Raw genomic sequence first — 19959 nt, 5'->3', positions numbered from 1 at the left:
GTTATTCTACTGGTACAATAGCGCTATCATTTGGAAGAATATCTAAATCTGTTGGTTGTATGGCTTCAGGTTCTGGAGCACTACCACCGTAAAAATGTTCAAATAATTTTAAATGGTTATTAAACGTTTCCATTTCAGTTTTAGCAAACTCTGTGTCGTGTCTTAATAAAACGTCTACTAACGATTTATAACGCTCGATATTTGTTACAATTTCTTCAGCGATGTCGTATTGCTTTTCTATTTTTAAAGTGCTGTAGTACGTTAAGTATTCTTGGTATTTTGTAGCCACATCTTTAAATAATTTTTTAGCTTTTTCATCTGCACCAACTTCGTAGTATCCCGCAACATAAGGTTCTAGAAGCGTGTAATACCCAAAGTATTCCACAGGCATGTTTTCCATAGCAATATCTGCTACTTCTTCAGCCTTGTCTAATTTCTTATCGTTAATTAACTGCTCCATTAATCGCGCTAAGTTTCCGCGGTAAGAAATAGAATTTTTACGGGTTTCTGGGTCGTGGTAAATTTCTGAGCTTCCGCTGTTACCCCAATCCCAAGATTTAACTTTTTTATACATTAAATCCGCATCTACACGTCCCATATCAAACGGATTATTTCTATTAATTGGTGTTTTAATCGGTACCAATTTGTAGCACATGCCGTCTAATTGCAGGTAATCTTTCATCCATAAATAATCGTCGTCTCCAAAACTACCTCCAGTAAAGTAAATCGGACGCTTCCAATCGTTATTAGCTATTATATCTAACATTAACAATCGGTTTTTCAATAAAGCACTATTACTGATTTTTAAATTAATTTCATCTACAATTTTATCGGCATCTTTTAAAGCCACTATACCGTTATCTAATACTGTTTTTTTGTTTACAGAAACCGTAAGATTTTCTACTGGGAAATAATTAGAGTTTTGAAGTTGAGATGGGTAATAACTAGGGTCCTCACCTTGCATTTCTAAAATGTATTTAAATTTTGTTTTCGGGTTATCGCTACCCACAAAATTTATAAAATCTTTAATGTTCATGGTGTCTTCAGAAACAATACGTTTCATAATATAATCACGTGTTCCGTAACGGTATTGTTCGTGAGTTAATTGAGAAGGAATAGGATCGCTCTGGTACGCTTTACGCTTCATTTGGTCGATATACCAGTCTGTTTGGAATAAACTCGTGTTTACAATACGAACATCGGTACGGTAGCCTTCAATTTCTTGAGCATACCACAGTGCAAAGGTGTCGTTATCTCCAATGGTGAATAAAATGGCATTTTCGGCACAAGAATCTAAATACATTTTGGCCATAGAGCGCGCTGTATATTTGTCCGATCTATCGTGATCGTCCCAATTGTTAGCGGCCATAATTCCAGGAACAAGAACTAAACAAGCTAATGTTATGGCAGGTCCTAAGAGAGGAGATTTTACGTATTTCTTTAAAGTTTCGTAAATGGCGTATACCCCGAAACCTATCCAAATGGCAAAGACGTAGAATGATCCTACTACCGAATAATCACGTTCTCGAGGTTCGAACGGCCTAACGTTGGTGTATACTTGTATGGCAACTCCTGTAAATAGGAAGAACACGAAAAGCACCCAAAACATTTGCTTGTCTTTATTAAACAAAAAGAACAGACCTAGTAAACCTAAGATTAGTGGTAAAAAGTAATACGTATTTCTGGCTTTGTTGTTTTTAACATCGCTAGGTAGGTTGGACTGCGGCATGCCTAAATGCCACTCGTCTATAAAATTAATACCACTTAACCAATTTCCGTGGTCGTCGTATTTACCTTGAATATCGTCTTGTTTTCCGACATAATTCCACATAAAATATCTCCAATACATGTATCCCAATTGGTATTGAAACATATACACGATATTGCTCGCTAAGGTTGGCTTTTCGATATCTAAATATTGTCCGAATTGTTTTAAAAAGCTGTTGTAGTCTTGGTATCCTACGTTACCTAAAGCAACATCGTTTTTAAAGTTTGCAACAGAAGTACGCAGTTGGTCTTCCATCTGGTATTCTGGTTTTATATTAAAATCTAAGTATCCTGTAAAGATCATGTAGTTTTCGGCATGTTCCGAACTCCACATTCTAGGAAGTATAGATGCATGATTAGAATTGTAATTCTGTTTCGCGCGTTTGTAATCGTTTACAATAACGTATTTACCTTGGGCTTCGTCTTTTTCGTAGTTAGGCTTGTCGTCTATATAAGGATTGTTTTCATCTAAGCCCGCATACTGATCTGTAAACTGTGGTCCGTAAAACAAGTGTGTCTCCGGATATTGTTCTAAGTTATAATACGCTAAAAGCTCACGAGCATCAGAAGGATTATTTTCATTTACAACCACATTAGCGTTTGCACGGATAGGAAGCATAATCCAAGACGAGAATCCTATAAAGATAAATAATAAACAAAGTGCTAAAGTATTTAAGTGGATATAGCCTTTTTCGCGTGTGTATTTTAAGGCATAATAAAAGGCTGCGATAAGTACTACTGCAGCAATTATAGTTCCCGAATTAAATGGTAATCCTAAAGAGTTTATGAAAAATATTTCCGAAGTACTAAAGAATTTTAGTGCGTTAGGCAGAAGTAATTTAAATATAAATAATAAAATCGCTACGGCCACAACATTTGCTATAACGAAGTTCTTAACGGTAATGGTTTTATAATTTTTAAAATAATATACGAGTGCAATTCCAGGAATAGTTAGTAATCCCATAAAGTGTACACCAAACGATAAACCAATAACAAAGGCAATTAAAACCAACCAACGGTTTCCTCTAGGCGTGTTCATATCTTGTTCCCAGCGTAAACCTAGCCAAAACATAGCCGCCATCATTAATGTGGCCATGGCGTAAACTTCGGTTTCTACAGCGTTGAACCAAAACGAATCGGTAAATGTAAAGGCTAAACTTCCTACTAATGCACTTCCAAGAATAGCAATTGCTTTAGAGTCTGAAAGAGTTTCGTGTTTAGAAATAATATTCTTTAATAGTAAAGTAATGGTCCAGAACATGAATAAAATAGTAAAAGCACTAGCAAAAGCACTCATTAAATTTAGCATGTATCCTACTTGTTCAGGTTCTAAAGCAAATGTCGAGAAAAAAGCACCGAGCATTTGAAATAGAGGTGCTCCTGGTGGATGTCCTACCTGAAGTTTGGCAGATGTTAAAATATATTCTCCAGCATCCCAATAGCTAACAGTAGGTTCAACGGTTAGTCCGTAAGTAACTAAAGCGATGGCAAAGGCAACCCAGCCTAAGATGGTATTCCACTTTTTAAAGTTGAATTGTGTCATGAAATTCAGTATTTATTCGGTAGGCGAATTTAATAATAAATATGTAACAGTGAAGCGTTTTAAGTAAAGGTTAGTACTTAGATGAAAAAAAAATAAAAAAAAGTTTGCGTGTATTGTGAAATGTTCTATATTTGCACTCTCAAATTAATGATGGCCCATGGTGTAACTGGCAACACGTTGGTTTTTGGTACCAAAGAGTCTAGGTTCGAGCCCTAGTGGGCCAACAACAAACCCCAATCTTGAAAAAGGTTGGGGTTTTGTTATTTTATACGTTTTCTTAATTGTTTCTGCTGGAGCGTGTGGTTTTTGTTTTTCTTTCTTTTTAAATATTATATAATGTTTGTTATAAGTGTGTTAAGATGGGTTTTTGTCTTGTTGCTCTTTTAATGTTCATGTGCTGTTGCCTTTAAGTGTTGTTTTATTTTTTAAATGCGAATTCATTTTTCTGTTCTCGACTCCGCTCGAACGCCCTGGGGAAATAAGTTGTTTTACTGTTTAGATGTAATCTAGAAGAGCGGTTGTAAGATTGGGGATTTAAATTTAAACGGTCTTCGAGCGGCGTCGAGAAGCGTGTTTTGTAATCTTGAACTTACTAATTAAAGGGTGGATTTATCTGTTTGTTGATATGTGATAAGGATATTTTTTTAAGTTGTGTTCTCGACTCCGCTCGAACGCCCTGAACGTATAAGTTGTAATTATTGGGTCTTCGAGCGGTGTCGAGAAGCTTATGTGTTGAACTAGAGTTTTATAATTAAATGGTGTGGTTAGTCTTTGTTGTTAACATGCTACAGAGGATATTTTTATAAACTTTGTTCTCGACTCCGCTCGAACGCCTCAAAAAAAACATAGCATTTTAAGTGATAAAATAATATATTCGTAAGACTATTAATTAATCTAAACAATTTAAAAATGAAAAAAATTTTACTTGTATTAACAGTATTATGTGCTTTTAATATGACTGCACAGGATGCTGAGATGGAAGCTTTTAAGGATTTGTATAATTCTGAAAAGAAAACTGTTATTGGAGAGTACTTAGATTTAGATGCTACGAAAGCGATGACTTTCAATAGTATTTATGATGCGTATACTTTAGAGCGTAGAGATGTGGCGAGTACTCGTATGTCGCTTTTAGAAACGTATGTAGATCAATACGAAACCTTAACCGATGAGCAAGCCGATGCATTGGTTAAAGAAACATTTGCGGTGAGAGCGAAGAATGAAAAACTTCAAAAAAAATATTATAAAAAAATTAAAAAGGAGCTAGGAGCAAAAACGGCGTCTCAATTTGTACAGTTCGAGCGTTATGTGCAAACCTCGATAGATGAGGTGTTGCAAGAAGCATTGCCTTTAATTGGTGAGCAGTAGTCCTTTAAACAAACCAAATTTTAAAACCACCTTATCGAGGTGGTTTTTTTATATGCAATTATTAGTTTTTCAGTACTATACAGAATGATTTTCTGTTAGTTTGTGAGGGATAGGTAGTGAGACATGTGGTTTGATTTTGATAATAAAAAAAAGCGCCTAATTATTGCAATTAGGCGCTTTTTAAGAATTTGTTGTTTATTATATTTTAAAAGTAATCACTGGTCTAATAGCGTGATTCACGATGTCTTGGCTAATGCTACCGTTAAAGAAATGAGCAATACCTTGTCGGCCAGTTGTGCTTATTCCAATAATGTCGGCATCGATATCTTCAGAGAAATTTAGAATTCCTTTTTCTACCGTGTCATCATTGTAAATGTTAATAGTGTAATTTGTGAAATCCGAATGTTCAATAAAATTAGCAATACGTTTTTTTGCTTCGGTAGTCGAAGAAAAATTATTTGGTGTATTTACTAATAACAAGTGGATTTTAGAGTCGAATTTTTTAGCAAATTTAACGGCTTTTTTATAGGTGTGAATGCTGTTAAACTGAAAGTCTGAAGCAAAAACTAGGTGATCTGTTTTAAATTCTTGTTCGTTTTCCTTTATAACTAAAACAGGAACTTTAGAGGTGCGAACTACTTTTTCGGTGTTCGAGCCAATAAATATTTCCTTAAATCCTGAAGCGCCATGCGAGCCCATAACAATTAAATCTATATCTAGTTCTTCGGCAGTTTCGTTTATACCGGCAAAAGTCGAGTCGGTTTTTATGGAATGGTGTATGGTAATGTTGTCTAAGAAATCCTGAGATAACAGTTCGTTAAAGCGTTTCGCTGCAAGTTTTATAAAAAATAAAGCTTCAGGAACTTCACTGATAGACTGGTGTGTTTTGTCTAATTCTGCGTTAGGAAGATCGATCATATGGACGAAGAAAATTTCGGAACCAAATTTTGCAGCAATTTTGGCTGCTGTTTTTGTTGCAAATTCAGCTTCTTTCGAAAAATCTGTTGGGACTAATATGCGTTTCATGATTGTATTTTTTGGAGTTAAATAACTATATAAAAATACGGATAAAAATTGGTATTTGAAAGCTTGTAATTGTCAAAAAAAAAGTTGTATATTTGCCCCGTTGTAAGAAAAAAGAATATGCGAGGGGACAGAGTCCCCTCTTTTTATACTAAAAAATGTTTAGAACAACTGTTGAGAATTTATTAGAAAGCGCCTTACAAGAACGAAATGATTTGTTTTTGATTAGTTTAACTGTTTCTGGAGAGAATGCTGTAAAGGTAATTATCGATGGAGATGAAGGTGTGAGTGTTGAGGATTGTATGTTTATTAGTAGAGCTATAGAGCATGATATAGATAGAGAAGAACACGATTTTTCACTAGAAGTTATGTCGGCAGGAGCAGCGTCTCCTCTAGTACAGAGCAGGCAGTATGCTAAAAATATAGGGAGAACACTAGAGGTTAAAACCCAAACAGATACAATAGAAGCTGTTTTGGTAGATGCTAATGAAGACGAAATAGTTTTGGAATGGAAAGCTAGAGAGCCTAAACCAGTAGGGAAAGGTAAAGTTACGGTTCAGAAAAAAGCAAATATTTCTTATAGCGACATAGTAGAAGCGAAAGTTATGATTAAATTTTAATTCAAAAGAGTTATGGAAAATCTTGCGTTAATTGATTCTTTTTCAGAATTTAAGGACGATAAATTAATAGATCGTGTAACGTTAATGGCGATTTTAGAGGATGTTTTTAGAAATGCCTTGAAGAAAAAGTTTGGAGACGATGATAATTTTGATATTATTATAAACCCAGATAAAGGTGATTTAGAAATATGGAGAAACCGTATTGTAGTTGCCGATGGTGAAGTGGAAGAGCCTAATCAAGAGATTTCATTAAGTGAAGCTCAAAAAATTGAGCCTGATTTTGAAGTAGGAGAAGATGTTTCTGAAGAAGTGAAGTTAATAGATTTAGGTCGTCGTGCTATTTTAGCATTACGTCAGAATTTAATTTCTAAAATTCACGAACATGATAATACTAATATCTACAAGCAATTTAAAGATTTAATTGGAGATATTTATACTGCTGAAGTGCACCATATACGTCACAAAGCAATTATTTTATTAGATGATGAAGGTAACGAAATCATCTTACCAAAAGAGAAACAAATTCCATCGGATTTTTTCCGAAAAGGAGATAATGTTAGAGGAATAATTGAAAACGTAGAGTTAAAAGGAAGTAAACCAGGCATTATTATGTCTCGTACATCACCTTTATTCTTAGAGAAATTATTCGAACAAGAAATACCAGAAGTTTTTGACGGATTAATATCTGTTAAAAAAGTAGTAAGAATCCCTGGAGAAAAAGCTAAAGTAGCTGTAGATTCTTACGATGATCGTATAGATCCAGTTGGTGCCTGTGTAGGTATGAAAGGATCTAGAATTCACGGCATTGTTCGTGAATTAGGTAACGAAAATATAGACGTTATCAATTATACAAATAACCTGCAATTGTACATCACTAGAGCGTTAAGTCCAGCGAAAGTGACATCGATTAAAATTGATGAAGAAAACAAAAGAGCAGAAGTTATTTTAAAGCCTGAAGAAGTAAGTAAAGCCATTGGACGTGGTGGACACAATATTAGATTAGCTGGTCAATTAACTGGTTATGAGATTGATGTGTTTAGAGAAGGCGCAGAAGAGGATGTTGAGTTAACAGAATTTTCTGATGAAATTGATAAGTGGATTATTGATGAGTTAAGCAAAGCTGGGCTTGATACAGCAAAAAGTGTTCTTGAGCAAGATGTAGTAGATTTAGTGAAAAGAACCGATTTAGAAGAAGAAACAATTAACGAAGTTATTAGAATTCTTAGAGAAGAGTTTGAAGAATAACTTATATTTGGAGTATATTAAAGGCAATTTATGGCTGAAACAATAAGATTAAATAAAGTTTTACGTGAGTTAAACATCTCTATCGACCGTGCAGTAGATTTTTTGGAATCTAAAGGTATGGAAATCGATAAGCGTCCTACCACAAAAATTTCTCAGGAAGTATACAACGTACTTTCTGGCGAATTTCAAACGGATGCTAATAAGAAGGTGGCCTCTCAAGAAGTAAGTGAAGCAAAGCTGAAAGAAAAAGAAGCCTTGCGTGAACAGCGCGAGCGTGAACTTGAAGCAAAACAAAAAGAAGAAGCTAAGAAGGAAGAAGCAAGGAAAGAGCAGGAAGTAGTAAAAGCCAAGACAACGCTCTCAGGTCCGAAACAAGTAGGAAAGATCGATTTAGATCCAAAACCTAAACCTGTTTCTAAACCAACAGAGAAAAAGGAAGAACCTATTCAACCAAAAACTGAAGACGTAAAGCCTAAAGTTGTTGCTCCTCAAGCAGAAGCTGTTAAAGCAGAAGAAGTAAAGGAAGTTAAAAAGGAAGAAAAACCTGTTGTTAAAGCTGATGTTGTTCCTGAGAAAAAGGAAGAAAAACCTGCTGTTAAACAGGAAGAAGCTAAAGTTCAAGACACACCAAAAGTGGAACACAAGCCAAAACCAGTTACTCCACCTTCGCAACCTACAAAATCTACGCCACCTCCAACTACTCCAAAACCTGTTCAAGAGGTTAAGAAAACAGAAACTCCAAAAACATCTGAACCCGTTAAAAAAGAAGAGCCAAAAGCTGAAGAAGATAAACCGGTAGATGAGCGTATAGAAACGAAATATACTAAACTTTCGGGACCAAAAATCGCAGGAGAAAAAATAGATTTATCTCAGTTTAATAAGCCTAAAAAGAAACCAGTTGCTAAAGCTGGCGATAATGCTGCGGCCAATAAAAGAAAACGTCGTCGTATTAGTAAACCTGGAGATAACAAGTCTACTACTGCTAAACCAGGAGGAACTGCTGGAGGACCAGGAAGACAAGTTAGACCAAGTACTTATAAAGGTAAAAGACCGGGTGGACCAGGTCAAGCTAGACGTCCGATTGTAAAAGAGGAACCTAGTGAAGCAGATGTTCAAAAACAAGTTAGAGAAACCTTAGAGAAACTTCAAGGGAAATCTAGTAAAGGTAAAGGTGCTAAGTATCGTAGAGATAAAAGAGATCACCATAGAGAACAAAGTCAGAAAGATCTAGATCAGCAAGAAGTAGAAAGCAAAATCTTAAAAGTAACAGAATTTGTTACAGCTAGTGAAGTTGCTACCATGATGGATGTTTCGGTAACACAAATTATCTCGGCTTGTATGTCGTTAGGTATGATGGTTACTATGAACCAGCGTTTAGATGCAGAAACACTTTCTATTGTTGCAGACGAATTTGGATACCAAGTAGAGTTTGTAACTTCAGATCTTGAAGATAATATAGAAATCGTTGAAGATAAACCAGAAGATTTAATTGAACGTGCGCCGATTGTTACGGTAATGGGTCACGTAGATCACGGTAAAACTTCATTATTAGATTATATCCGTAAGGAAAACGTAATTGCCGGGGAATCTGGAGGAATTACACAGCATATTGGTGCTTATGGAGTACAATTAGAAGGCGGCCAAAAAATCGCATTCTTAGATACACCAGGTCACGAGGCCTTTACAGCTATGCGTGCTCGTGGTGCTCAGGTTACCGATTTAGCCATTATTGTAGTTGCTGCCGATGATGATATTATGCCGCAAACAAAAGAGGCGATTGCACATGCTCAAGCAGCAGGTGTGCCAATTATCTTTGCGATTAACAAAATAGATAGACCTGCAGCAAATCCAGAACGTATTAAAGAACGTCTGGCACAAATGAACTTATTAGTAGAAGATTGGGGTGGTAAAATACAATCTCACGATATTTCTGCAAAAGTAGGAACAGGAGTAAAAGAATTATTAGAAAAGGTATTACTTGAAGCCGAATTATTAGAGCTTAAAGCCAATCCAAATAAAATGGCTTCAGGAACTGTTGTAGAAGCATTCTTAGACAAAGGTCGTGGTTACATATCTACGATTTTAGTACAAGCAGGAACATTAAGAATTGGTGATTACGTATTAGCTGGTAAAAACAGTGGTAAGATAAAAGCCATGCATGATGAACGTGGTAACGAAGTGAAACAAGCTGGACCAAGTACGCCTGTATCTATTTTAGGATTAGATGGTGCGCCACAAGCGGGTGATAAATTCAATGTATTTGAAGACGAACGTGAAGCAAAACGTATTGCTACTAAACGTACACAATTACAACGTGAGCAATCTGTACGTACACAACGTCATATTACTCTAGATGAAATTGGTCGTCGTATTGCTTTAGGTGACTTCCAAGAATTAAACATTATCCTTAAAGGGGATGTGGATGGTTCTGTTGAAGCATTAACAGATTCATTCCAGAAATTATCTACTGAAGAGATTCAAGTAAATATTATTCATAAAGGTGTTGGTGCCATTACAGAAAGTGATGTGTTATTAGCTTCTGCATCGGATGCGATTATTATCGGATTTAATGTAAGACCAATGGGTAATGCTAGAGCCATGGCAGATAAGGAAGAAATAGATATCCGTACATACTCAATTATCTACGATGCTATTAACGATCTTAAAGATGCTATGGAAGGGATGTTATCTCCAGAGCTTAAAGAAGAGATTACTGGTACTGCAGAAATTAGAGAAATCTTTAAAGTATCTAAAATCGGAAGTATCGCCGGTTGTATGGTTACTAACGGTAAAATTATTAGATCTTCAGGAGTGCGTTTAATTAGAGATGGTGTAGTTGTATACACTGGAGAATTAGCGTCGCTTAAACGATTTAAAGATGATGTTAAAGAAGTATCTAAAGGATATGATTGTGGTATGCAAATTAAGAACTACAACGACATTAAGGAAGGCGATGTAATCGAATCCTTCCACGAAGTAGAAGTAAAAAAGAAACTTAAATAAGTTTTATATATAGTAATAGAAAAGGCGACCATTTGGTCGCCTTTTTTTGTGCTTTTAAATTATAATAATGTTCGGATTTTAATTGGTCTTTACCTGAGATTATTCTTTTTAAAACAATGACATATGTCATTGTTTTAAATACTGCCCATTATCGGCCATTATTAGGTGAAAAACGGAAGGAATCTTTACCTTAGTTTTTCGACTTCGGTTTAAAGATAAAACCGTTTGGATACTTCTCTTTTATTTCAATTAAGGCACGATCTGCCTCTAATCGGGTTCTAAAACTACCCACCCAAATTTTATAGTTAGGTGTCTCGTAAACTAAGGTGCCTTCCCATTGGTTAAATGCGTTCTTATACTTGCTTAACGTGCTTTCTGCATCGGCTCGGTTTCCAGAGTATAGCTGGATTTTATAGCGATCAGTAGCATTTTCGTCTTTATTCATTTCCTTTTTAACATTCAGTAGTTTTGTAATTTTTTCGTCCTGATTAATAACAATATTACTTTGTTGTGAAAAGGTTTTCGTAGATAATGCAAACACGGATAACCCGGTTAGTGTAATAAGCTTTATATTCAATAATTTCATTTTCAAGTTATTTGCTACAAATGTAAATGTTATTCGTATAAAGATATAATTATTTTTTATTTAGAATTTTTCTAAATTACATTTAACGGTTCTATAACGTTTTTACAATCCACTTTAAATGTTATTTTTGTTCCAAATTTTATAACTGATTTTTATCTGCTTTAGATTAGTAAGTCATTCAAAAGTTAAGAAGTTAATTCAACAAATAATATGAAACAGGTGATTCACCGTAAATTAAGCAAAAACATCTTCCGTTTAGCTATAGTTATCTTACTTGCGTTTACAACCTCTCTTTCGGCTCAAGGCGACCCGGCAAAAGGAAAAGCATTGTTTAATTCTAATTGTGCTGCTTGTCACCAGTTAGATAAAAAAATGACAGGACCTGCTCTTCGTAATATTGAAGCACGTTTAAGTGATGAAGCAGGAGTTGATAAAGAATGGATACATTCTTGGATCCGCAACAGTTCAGGACTTATTAAGTCTGGAGACGAATACGCCAATAAAATCTTTAATGAGTATAATGGTGTTCCGATGACAGCGTTTCCTCAGTTATCTGATGAAGACTTAGATAATATCTTAGCCTATACTGCAGAAGAAAAAGCCGCTCCGGCTCCAGCAGCAGGTCAAGTTGGAATGTCTAAAGCTAGTGGTGAAGGCGACAGCATTTCTAATAAAATTATATTAGGAGCATTAGTGCTTTTATTTGGTTTATTAGCGATGGCTTTAATTTTGGTAAGACAAACTTTAAATCGCTTTGCTGAAGCTAAAGGTGTAACTGTAGAAAAATCTACACGCTTACCACTTTGGAAAGCGTTTGTGCAAAATCAGTTTCTAGTTTTAGTTACTGTGGTTATCTTATTATTAGTGGGAGGTTACCATGTGTATGGTTTTATGATGCAGGTAGGTGTAGACCAAGGGTACGAGCCAGTGCAACCAATTCACTACTCTCATAAAATTCACGCAGGAGATAACGGTATCGATTGTAAGTACTGTCACTCTTCAGCTAGAGTTAGTAAAACATCAGGTATACCATCTTTAAATGTATGTATGAACTGCCACAAGTCTATTTACGAAGTAGCAGAAAGTACAGCAACTCCAGAATACAGCAAAGAGTTTTACGATGGCGAAATTCAAAAGTTATACAAGGCTGTTGGTTGGGATGATACCGAGCAAAAATATACAGGAGAAACGCAACCAGTAAAATGGGTGAGAATTCATAATTTACCAGATTTCGTTTACTTTAACCACTCGCAACACGTTACTGTTGCAGGTGTAGATTGTCAGACATGTCATGGTCCTGTTCAGGAAATGGAAGTTATGTATCAGCATGCTCCATTAACAATGGGATGGTGTATTAACTGTCACAGAGAAACAAATGTAAAAGTTAAAGACAACGATTACTATACAAAAATCCACGAAGAATTATCTAAAAAGTACGGTGTTGAGGAGCTTACAGCTGCTCAGATGGGAGCTTTAGAATGTGGTAAGTGTCATTATTAATTTATTTAAGAAGTAATTCAATTATACAATATGTCATCAAACAAGAAATACTGGAAAAGTGTTGAAGAGCTAAACGAAAACAGCTCTATTGTTGAGGCGCTAAAGCAAAACGAATTTGTTGAAGAAATTCCTACGGACGAGTTTTTAGGTGATAAAGCAACGCTTGCATCATCTTCTACTACACGAAGAGATTTCTTAAAATATGTTGGTTTTAGTACAGCCGCCGCTTCGCTTGCAGCTTGTGAAGGGCCAGTTATTAAATCGATTCCCTATGTAGTTCAGCCAGAACAAATAATTCCTGGTGTTGCTAATTACTATGCAACAACGATTGCAGATGGTTTTGATTTTGCTAGTGTTTTAGTTAAAACACGTGAAGGACGTCCTATTAAAATTGAGAACAATTCCTTAGCAAAAACTAATGGAAGTGCTAACGCAAGAGTTAATGCTTCGGTATTAGGTTTGTATGATAGTTTAAGAGTTCAAGGTCCAACTAAGGCAGGGAACCCTGTATCTTGGACTGATTTTAATGCTGAAGTAGCTTCTAAATTATCTAATCTTAGTAGTGCTGGAAAGGAAATTGTGTTGTTAACACAAACATTTTCTAGTCCATCTACAGAACGATTAATTAATACATTTAAAGAAAAATACGGTAAAGTTCGTCACGTAGTTTATGATGCCATTTCGGAATCTGCAGCTTTAGACGCTTACCAAGCAAAATATGGCCGTCGTGCTTTAGCTGGTTATGATTTCGCCCATGCAGAAACTATTGTTTCTTTTGGAGCCGATTTTATAGGTGACTGGCAAGGTGGAGGTTTTGATGCAGGTTATTCGGCAGGACGTATTCCTCAGGAAGGAAAAATGTCTAAGCATATTCAGTTTGAAGCTAATATGTCTTTAGCTGGTGCCAATGCAGATAAGCGTGTGCCTGCAACTCCAAGTCAACAAAAAGTAGCTTTAGCTAAGTTGTATGGAAATATAACTGGAACTTCGGTTTCTGGATCACTTCCAGCACATATGGAAGCGGCAGTTAAGAATGCAGCATCTCTACTTAAAAAATCAGGTAGAGCCGGTGTAGTTGTTACAGGAATTCAGGATGTTAATGCGCAAGCTTTAGTATTAGAAATTAATGCGGCTTTAAATAGTAGAGCATTTAAACCAAGAGTTCCAATCTTAACAAGACAAGGAAACGACAAAGATGTTGCTCAATTAGTAGCAGATATGAAAGCTGGTCGTATTGGTGGTATTATTATGAGTGGTGTAAATCCATTATACAGTTTACCAAACGCAGCAGACTTTGCAGAAGGATTAAAGAAAACAGAATTGGCTGTAACGTTCTCGATGAAATCGGACGAAACAGCTTCTCAAACAGAATATTTAGCTGCAGCACCTCATTATTTAGAGGCTTGGGGTGATGTAGAATTAAGACGTGGTCATTATGCGTTAACACAACCAACTATTCGTCCGTTATTCGATACAAAACAATTTCAGGAGGCTTTATTAACATGGACAGATAACTCAATGTCTTACCATGATTATATTAAAGAAACTTGGAATGCCAATATTCTAGGTGGTGCATCTTTTAACCAAGCAATACATGATGGTTCTTTTATAGCAGGATCACTTGGGGCATTAGTTAATGGTGTTTCTAATACAACAATTGAGGAAACCAAAACTGTTTTAAAAGATAAAAAACAAAGAACTTGGGCTGGTAACGTCATTCATGAGGCAGCTGTAGGAATTGGTTTAGTCGATGAAGATAAAGATGAATTTATTACGTCTACTACAACAAGAAATTCACCAAATGCAAATCCAATTTTAGGAGGTGAAGGTTTTGTTATTAATGAAATTTCTGGATCAGCAGCAGCTTCAGCATTAGTTGGCTCTGCAAAATCTGAAGGATTAGAATTAGTATTATATTCTAAAGTAGGAATGGGAGATGGTCAACAAGCCAACAACCCATGGTTACAAGAATTTCCAGATCCAATTACAAGAACATCATGGGATAATTACTTAACGGTTTCTAAAGCCGATGCAGAAGCATTAGGGTTAACAAACAGAAATGTTGCTAATGGTGGTCTTAATGGTAGTTATGCTAGTGTTACGGTAAATGGTACGACTTTAGAAAAAGTACCTGTACTTATTCAACCAGGTCAAGCTAAAGGTTCTGTAGGTTTATCATTTGGTTATGGTCGATCTGCTGGATTAAAAGAAGAAATGCAAACGGGTGTAAATGCGTTTACGTTATACCAAGATTTTAATACAATTCAGAATGTTAGTGTAAGTGCTGTAGGTGGCGAGCATGAATTTGCTTGTGTACAGTTACAAAATACATTAATGGGACGTGGCGATATTATTAAGGAAACTACTTTAGAGATCTTTAATACAAAAGATAAGCGTGAGTGGAACCCAATGCCAATGGTTTCTCTTAACCACGTTGAAACGCCTGTAACATCTCCTGATGTTGATTTATGGGGAGAATTTGATCGTTCTATCGGACATCACTTTAACCTATCTATCGACTTAAATGCATGTACAGGATGTGGAGCATGTGTTATTGCATGTCATGCAGAAAATAATGTGCCTGTTGTAGGTAAAAGTGAAATTCGTCGTAGCCGTGATATGCACTGGTTACGTATAGATAGATATTACTCTTCAGACGAATCTTTTGAAGGTGATAACGAGAAAAAAGATGGGTTCTCTGGTTTATTTGGAGAGAAAGGATCTTTAGGAGGATTTGGAGAATTAGAACATCCTTCAGATAATCCACAAGTCGCTTTCCAACCAGTAATGTGTCAGCACTGTAACCACGCACCTTGTGAAACTGTTTGTCCAGTAGCGGCAACTTCTCATGGTCGTCAAGGTCAGAATCATATGGCATATAACCGTTGCGTTGGTACACGTTACTGTGCAAACAACTGCCCTTACAAAGTACGTCGTTTTAACTGGTTCTTATACAATGGTAATGATGAGTTCGATTATCATATGAATGATGATTTAGGACGTATGGTATTAAACCCTGACGTAGTAGTACGTTCTCGTGGTGTAATGGAAAAATGTTCTATGTGTATTCAAATGACACAAAAAACAATTCTTGATGCTAAGCGTGACGGACGTGAAATTAAGGACGGAGAATTCCAAACAGCATGTTCTGCGGCGTGTAGCAGTGGTGCCATGGTATTTGGAGATGTAAACGACAAAGAAAGTAAGGTAGCACACCTTAAAGAAGATAATCGTATGTATCACTTGTTAGAACATATTGGAACAAAACCTAATGTGATTTACCAGACAAAAGTGAGAAATACAACAGAAGCATAATTAACGAATTAAGAAATAATTAGATAAGGATATGGCGTCTCATTACGAAGCACCTATAAGAAGACCCTTAGTTACAGGAGAAAAGTCTTACCACGATGTAACTGTCGATGTAGCAAGACCTGTAGAAGGAAAAGCAAATAAATTATGGTGGATAGTTTTTTCTATTTCATTAGTTGCTTTCCTTTGGGGAATAGGATGTATATTATACACAGTATCAACTGGTATTGGAACTTGGGGTTTAAATAAAACCGTAGGTTGGGCCTGGGATATTACTAACTTCGTTTGGTGGGTTGGTATTGGACATGCGGGAACATTAATTTCTGCGGTACTTTTATTATTCCGTCAAAAATGGAGAATGGCAATTAACCGTTCTGCTGAAGCCATGACTATCTTCGCGGTTTTCCAGGCAGGTTTATTTCCAATTATCCACATGGGTCGTCCATGGTTAGGATACTGGGTATTACCAATTCCAAACCAATTCGGTTCGTTATGGGTAAACTTTAACTCACCTTTACTTTGGGATGTATTTGCTATTTCAACGTATTTATCTGTATCATTAGTTTTCTGGTGGACAGGTTTATTACCAGATTTCGCGATGTTAAGAGACCGTGCAGTAAAGCCTTTCCAAAAGAAAATCTACGGATTGTTAAGTTTTGGATGGTCTGGTAGAGCTAAAGACTGGCAACGTTTCGAAGAAGTATCTTTGGTACTTGCAGGTTTAGCAACACCACTTGTACTTTCTGTACACACCATTGTATCTTTTGACTTTGCTACTTCTGTAATTCCAGGATGGCATACTACCATTTTCCCTCCTTACTTCGTAGCAGGGGCGGTATTCTCAGGATTCGCTATGGTAAACACACTTCTTATTATCATGAGAAAAGTGTGTAACTTAGAAGACTATATTACAGTACAACATATCGAATTAATGAACATTGTAATCATGATTACAGGTTCTATAGTTGGTGTGGCTTATATTACAGAGTTATTTATTGCTTGGTATTCTGGTGTAGAATACGAACAATATGCTTTCTTAAACAGAGCAACAGGTCCTTATGCATGGGCTTATTGGATGATGATGTCTTGTAACGTATTCTCTCCACAGTTTATGTGGTTTAAGAAATTAAGAACAAGTATTATGTTCTCTTTCTTTATTTCGATCGTGGTAAACATCGGGATGTGGTTCGAGCGTTTTGTAATTATTGTAACATCGTTACACAGAGATTACTTACCATCGTCTTGGACAATGTTCTCACCTACATTTGTGGATATAGGAATATTTATTGGAACAATAGGATTCTTCTTTGTACTTTTCTTATTGTACTCTAGAACATTCCCTGTAATTGCACAAGCAGAGGTTAAGACTATTTTAAAGTCTTCAGGAGAGAGTTACAAAAAAATTAGAGAGCGAGGAGATAGTTTAGTAGGTACTGGTGCAGATGCAAGAACCTCTGGAGCTTCAGTTAATAATTCAAAAAACTAAGAGTAGCATATGGAATCTTCAAAAGTTATTCACGCTATTTATACAGACGACGATATTTTAATGGCTGCCGTTAAAGATGTACGTTTGGCAAAACACCATATAGAAGAAGTATATACACCGTTTCCGGTTCACGGACTAGATAAAGCAATGGGATTAGCTCCAACACGTTTGGCTATCACAGCTTTTATATACGGATGTATTGGTTTAACTGTCGCAACACTTATGATGAATTTCATTATGATTGAAGACTGGCCACAAGATATTGGTGGTAAACCAAGTTTTAGTTATCTAGAAAACATGCCGGCGTTTGTGCCTATCATGTTCGAACTTACTATATTTTTTGCAGCGCATTTAATGGTTATTACCTTTTACTTACGTAGTAAGATATGGCCTTTTAAAGAAGCAGAAAATCCAGACCCAAGAACTACTGACGATCATTTTTTAATGGAAATCGCTGTGGCTAATAACAATGAACAAGAAATTGCAGAATTGTTAAAAAGTACAGGTGCAGTAGAAATTAACTTAGTAGATAAAGCACATTAATACAGACCAATGAAAAGCTTAATAAAAATATTTGCAATAGCCGTAGTTTTAATATCTGTCGTTTCATGTCAAGAAAATGGTAGACCAAACTATCAGTTTATGCCTAACATGTACGAGTCTGTTGGTTATGAAACTTATAGTGAATCTACTGCTTTTAGAAATGGTGTAGAAGCGCAATTACCTGCAGAAGGATCGGTTGCAAGAGGACATATCCCATTTGAAATCGCTAACGATTTAGAAGGATACAATTTGGCAAAGGAAACGTTAATGAGTCCTTTAGATTCAACGCAAATTGATACTAAAAGAGGAAAAGAATTATACGATATCTATTGTGGAATTTGTCACGGTATGAAAGGAGATGGACAAGGTACTCTTGTAAAAAGAGAAAAAATTCTTGGAGTTCCTAAGTATGATGACGCTGGACGTAATATTACTGTTGGTAGTGTATATCACACTATTTATTATGGAAAAAATGCCATGGGATCTTATAGCAATCAATTGTTAGAAGAAGAGCGTTGGCAAGTAGCTGCTTATGTTATGGAACTAAAAGCAGATTTAGAAAAGTAAGTCGATTAGATAAAGATTATATATAGATATGTACACACTTTCAAATAAATTAAGAACATTTTCTTTCGCTCTAATAATCTTAGGATTTATAGGGGTAGTATATGGTTTTATGTCTTCTCATAAATCTTTAGACGAAGTAAAAACTATGTTAGCCGATGAGGCTGCACATCACGGTGGTGGACATGCAGTAGATGAATCTACTCACGTTGTCGATGCACATGATATGCATGCAGAAGCTGATGCTCATCATGGCGATGCACACGCAGAGCATGTGCAACATCAAATAGCAAATAGACCGTGGTCTGCATTGTATGTAGCTGCTTTCTTTTTTATGATGATTGCATTAGGGGCTTTAGCATTTTACGCATTACAATACGCATCTCAAGCAGGATGGTCTCCGGTGCTCTTTAGAGTAATGGAAGGAATCACAGCTTATTTATTGCCTGGAGCTATAATTGTACTTTTAATTGCAGTGGCTTCTGGTACTATTGGGCATTACAATTTATTTGTATGGATGGATCCTGAAGTTGTTGCTCACGATAAATTACTTCAAGGTAAAGCCGATTGGTTAAATATTGGTTGGTTTGCAGTAAGAGGTTTAATTTTTATCGCGGGTTGGTCTTTATACAGACACTTCTCTCGTAAATATTCTATCGCACAAGATGATGCAGACGATAACCGATTCTTTAAAAAGAACTTCCGTATTTCTGCAGGATTTTTAGTATTCTTTATTTATTCAGAATCTATTATGTCTTGGGATTGGATTATGAGTGTAGATCCACACTGGTTTTCAACATTGTTCGGATGGTACGTATTCGCTAGTATGTTTGTAAGTGGAATTACTGTAATTGCACTAGTTACAATCTACTTAAAATCTAAAGGGTTATTGCCATTAGTTAACGATAGTCATATTCATGATTTAGCTAAATTTATGTTTGGTATTAGTGTGTTCTGGACGTACTTATGGTTCTCTCAATTTATGCTTATTTGGTATTCAAACATTCCAGAAGAGGTAACATATTTTGTAACACGTATAGAAGATTATAACTTACCGTTCTTTGGAATGGTAGCCCTAAACTTCCTTTTCCCTTTATTAGTTTTAATGAATAGTGATTACAAACGTGTAAATTGGTTTGTTGTAATGGCTGGTGTTGTTATTTTATTCGGACATTATTTAGATATTTTCAACATGATTATGCCTGCAACTGTAGGAGATAGATGGTTTATTGGAATACCTGAAATAAGCTCGGTATTATTATTCGCAGGATTGTTTATATTTATCGTATTTACAGCCTTAACCAAAGCACCATTACTTGCAAAACGTAATCCTTTAGTTAAAGAAAGTGAACAATTTCATTATTAAGCAACGCGCAAGTAACAGTATTATATAAAGAACAAC

The 19959-nt window shown here is 35.8% G+C and carries 13 protein-coding genes and 1 tRNA gene; 11 read left to right on the top strand and 3 right to left on the bottom strand.

Going from position 1 to position 19959, the window contains the following annotated elements; genetic code table 11:
• Position 1: 1 nt before the first annotated feature.
• The gene (locus ACKC83_RS03575) at positions 2-3310 is read right to left on the bottom strand and encodes a glycosyltransferase family 117 protein (protein ID WP_434037050.1); all 3309 of its coding nucleotides are present in this window, start codon (positions 3308-3310) and stop codon (positions 2-4) included.
• A gap of 151 nt (positions 3311-3461) precedes the next feature.
• Here ACKC83_RS03575 and ACKC83_RS03570 point away from each other — a divergent pair.
• Together ACKC83_RS03570 and ACKC83_RS03565 are read left to right on the top strand one after the other, a co-directional pair.
• A tRNA-Gln gene (locus ACKC83_RS03570) sits at positions 3462-3534 on the top strand.
• Positions 3535-4219: 685 nt separating this feature from the next.
• Positions 4220-4675 (top strand): hypothetical protein, encoded by a 456-nt coding sequence (locus ACKC83_RS03565; protein WP_434037049.1) that lies wholly within the window; start codon positions 4220-4222, stop codon positions 4673-4675.
• A 198-nt stretch (positions 4676-4873) separates the two neighbouring features.
• Here the strand turns inward: ACKC83_RS03565 and ACKC83_RS03560 are convergent, their stop codons facing one another.
• Positions 4874-5701, bottom strand: a complete 828-nt coding sequence (locus ACKC83_RS03560) for a universal stress protein (RefSeq protein ID WP_434037048.1) — start codon at positions 5699-5701, stop codon at positions 4874-4876.
• A gap of 155 nt (positions 5702-5856) precedes the next feature.
• Between ACKC83_RS03560 and rimP the strand changes: the two genes are divergently transcribed.
• The 3 genes from rimP to infB are packed head-to-tail and all read left to right on the top strand — an operon-like array spanning position 5857 to position 10566.
• Positions 5857-6318: a ribosome assembly cofactor RimP gene (gene rimP / locus ACKC83_RS03555; protein ID WP_414036579.1), complete on the top strand. Its 462-nt coding sequence runs from the start codon at positions 5857-5859 to the stop codon at positions 6316-6318.
• 12 nt (positions 6319-6330) lie between these two features.
• On the top strand, positions 6331-7563 hold the full coding sequence (nusA, locus tag ACKC83_RS03550; protein WP_414036580.1) for a transcription termination factor NusA: 1233 nt from the start codon (positions 6331-6333) through the stop codon (positions 7561-7563).
• Between the two features lie 30 nt (positions 7564-7593).
• Positions 7594-10566, top strand: a complete 2973-nt coding sequence (gene infB / locus ACKC83_RS03545; protein ID WP_434037047.1) for a translation initiation factor IF-2 — start codon at positions 7594-7596, stop codon at positions 10564-10566.
• A 190-nt stretch (positions 10567-10756) separates the two neighbouring features.
• On the opposite strand, the gene ACKC83_RS03540 is transcribed toward infB, so the two are convergent.
• Positions 10757-11152 carry an SPOR domain-containing protein gene (locus tag ACKC83_RS03540; protein WP_414036582.1) on the bottom strand — a complete coding sequence of 132 codons (396 nt, stop codon included), beginning with the start codon at positions 11150-11152 and terminating at the stop codon, positions 10757-10759.
• 210 nt (positions 11153-11362) lie between these two features.
• On the opposite strand from ACKC83_RS03540, the gene ACKC83_RS03535 reads away from it, so the two are divergent.
• From ACKC83_RS03535 to ACKC83_RS03510, 6 genes are read left to right on the top strand one after another with little or no spacing between them, the layout of a single operon-like run.
• On the top strand, positions 11363-12652 hold the full coding sequence (locus ACKC83_RS03535; RefSeq protein WP_434037046.1) for a cytochrome c3 family protein: 1290 nt from the start codon (positions 11363-11365) through the stop codon (positions 12650-12652).
• Positions 12653-12682: 30 nt separating this feature from the next.
• Entirely contained in the window at positions 12683-15967 is a 3285-nt protein-coding gene (locus ACKC83_RS03530) for a TAT-variant-translocated molybdopterin oxidoreductase (protein WP_434037045.1), read from the top strand.
• 31 nt (positions 15968-15998) lie between these two features.
• A complete protein-coding gene (gene nrfD, locus ACKC83_RS03525) occupies positions 15999-17450 on the top strand; it encodes an NrfD/PsrC family molybdoenzyme membrane anchor subunit (protein WP_414036585.1) in 1452 nt (483 codons plus the stop codon).
• Between the two features lie 9 nt (positions 17451-17459).
• The gene (locus tag ACKC83_RS03520; protein WP_414036586.1) at positions 17460-17993 is read left to right on the top strand and encodes a DUF3341 domain-containing protein; all 534 of its coding nucleotides are present in this window, start codon (positions 17460-17462) and stop codon (positions 17991-17993) included.
• Positions 17994-18002: 9 nt separating this feature from the next.
• A complete protein-coding gene (locus ACKC83_RS03515) occupies positions 18003-18560 on the top strand; it encodes a c-type cytochrome (RefSeq protein ID WP_414036587.1) in 558 nt (185 codons plus the stop codon).
• A gap of 28 nt (positions 18561-18588) precedes the next feature.
• Entirely contained in the window at positions 18589-19923 is a 1335-nt protein-coding gene (locus ACKC83_RS03510; RefSeq protein WP_434037044.1) for a quinol:cytochrome C oxidoreductase, read from the top strand.
• The last annotated feature ends 36 nt before the right edge of the window (positions 19924-19959 follow it).

The organism is Formosa bonchosmolovskayae, assembly GCF_051016085.1.
Taxonomy (GTDB): Bacteria; Bacteroidota; Bacteroidia; order Flavobacteriales; family Flavobacteriaceae; genus Formosa.
Note: the sequence above shows the minus strand (reverse complement) of the source record. Positions and strands in the feature narration are given on the sequence as shown.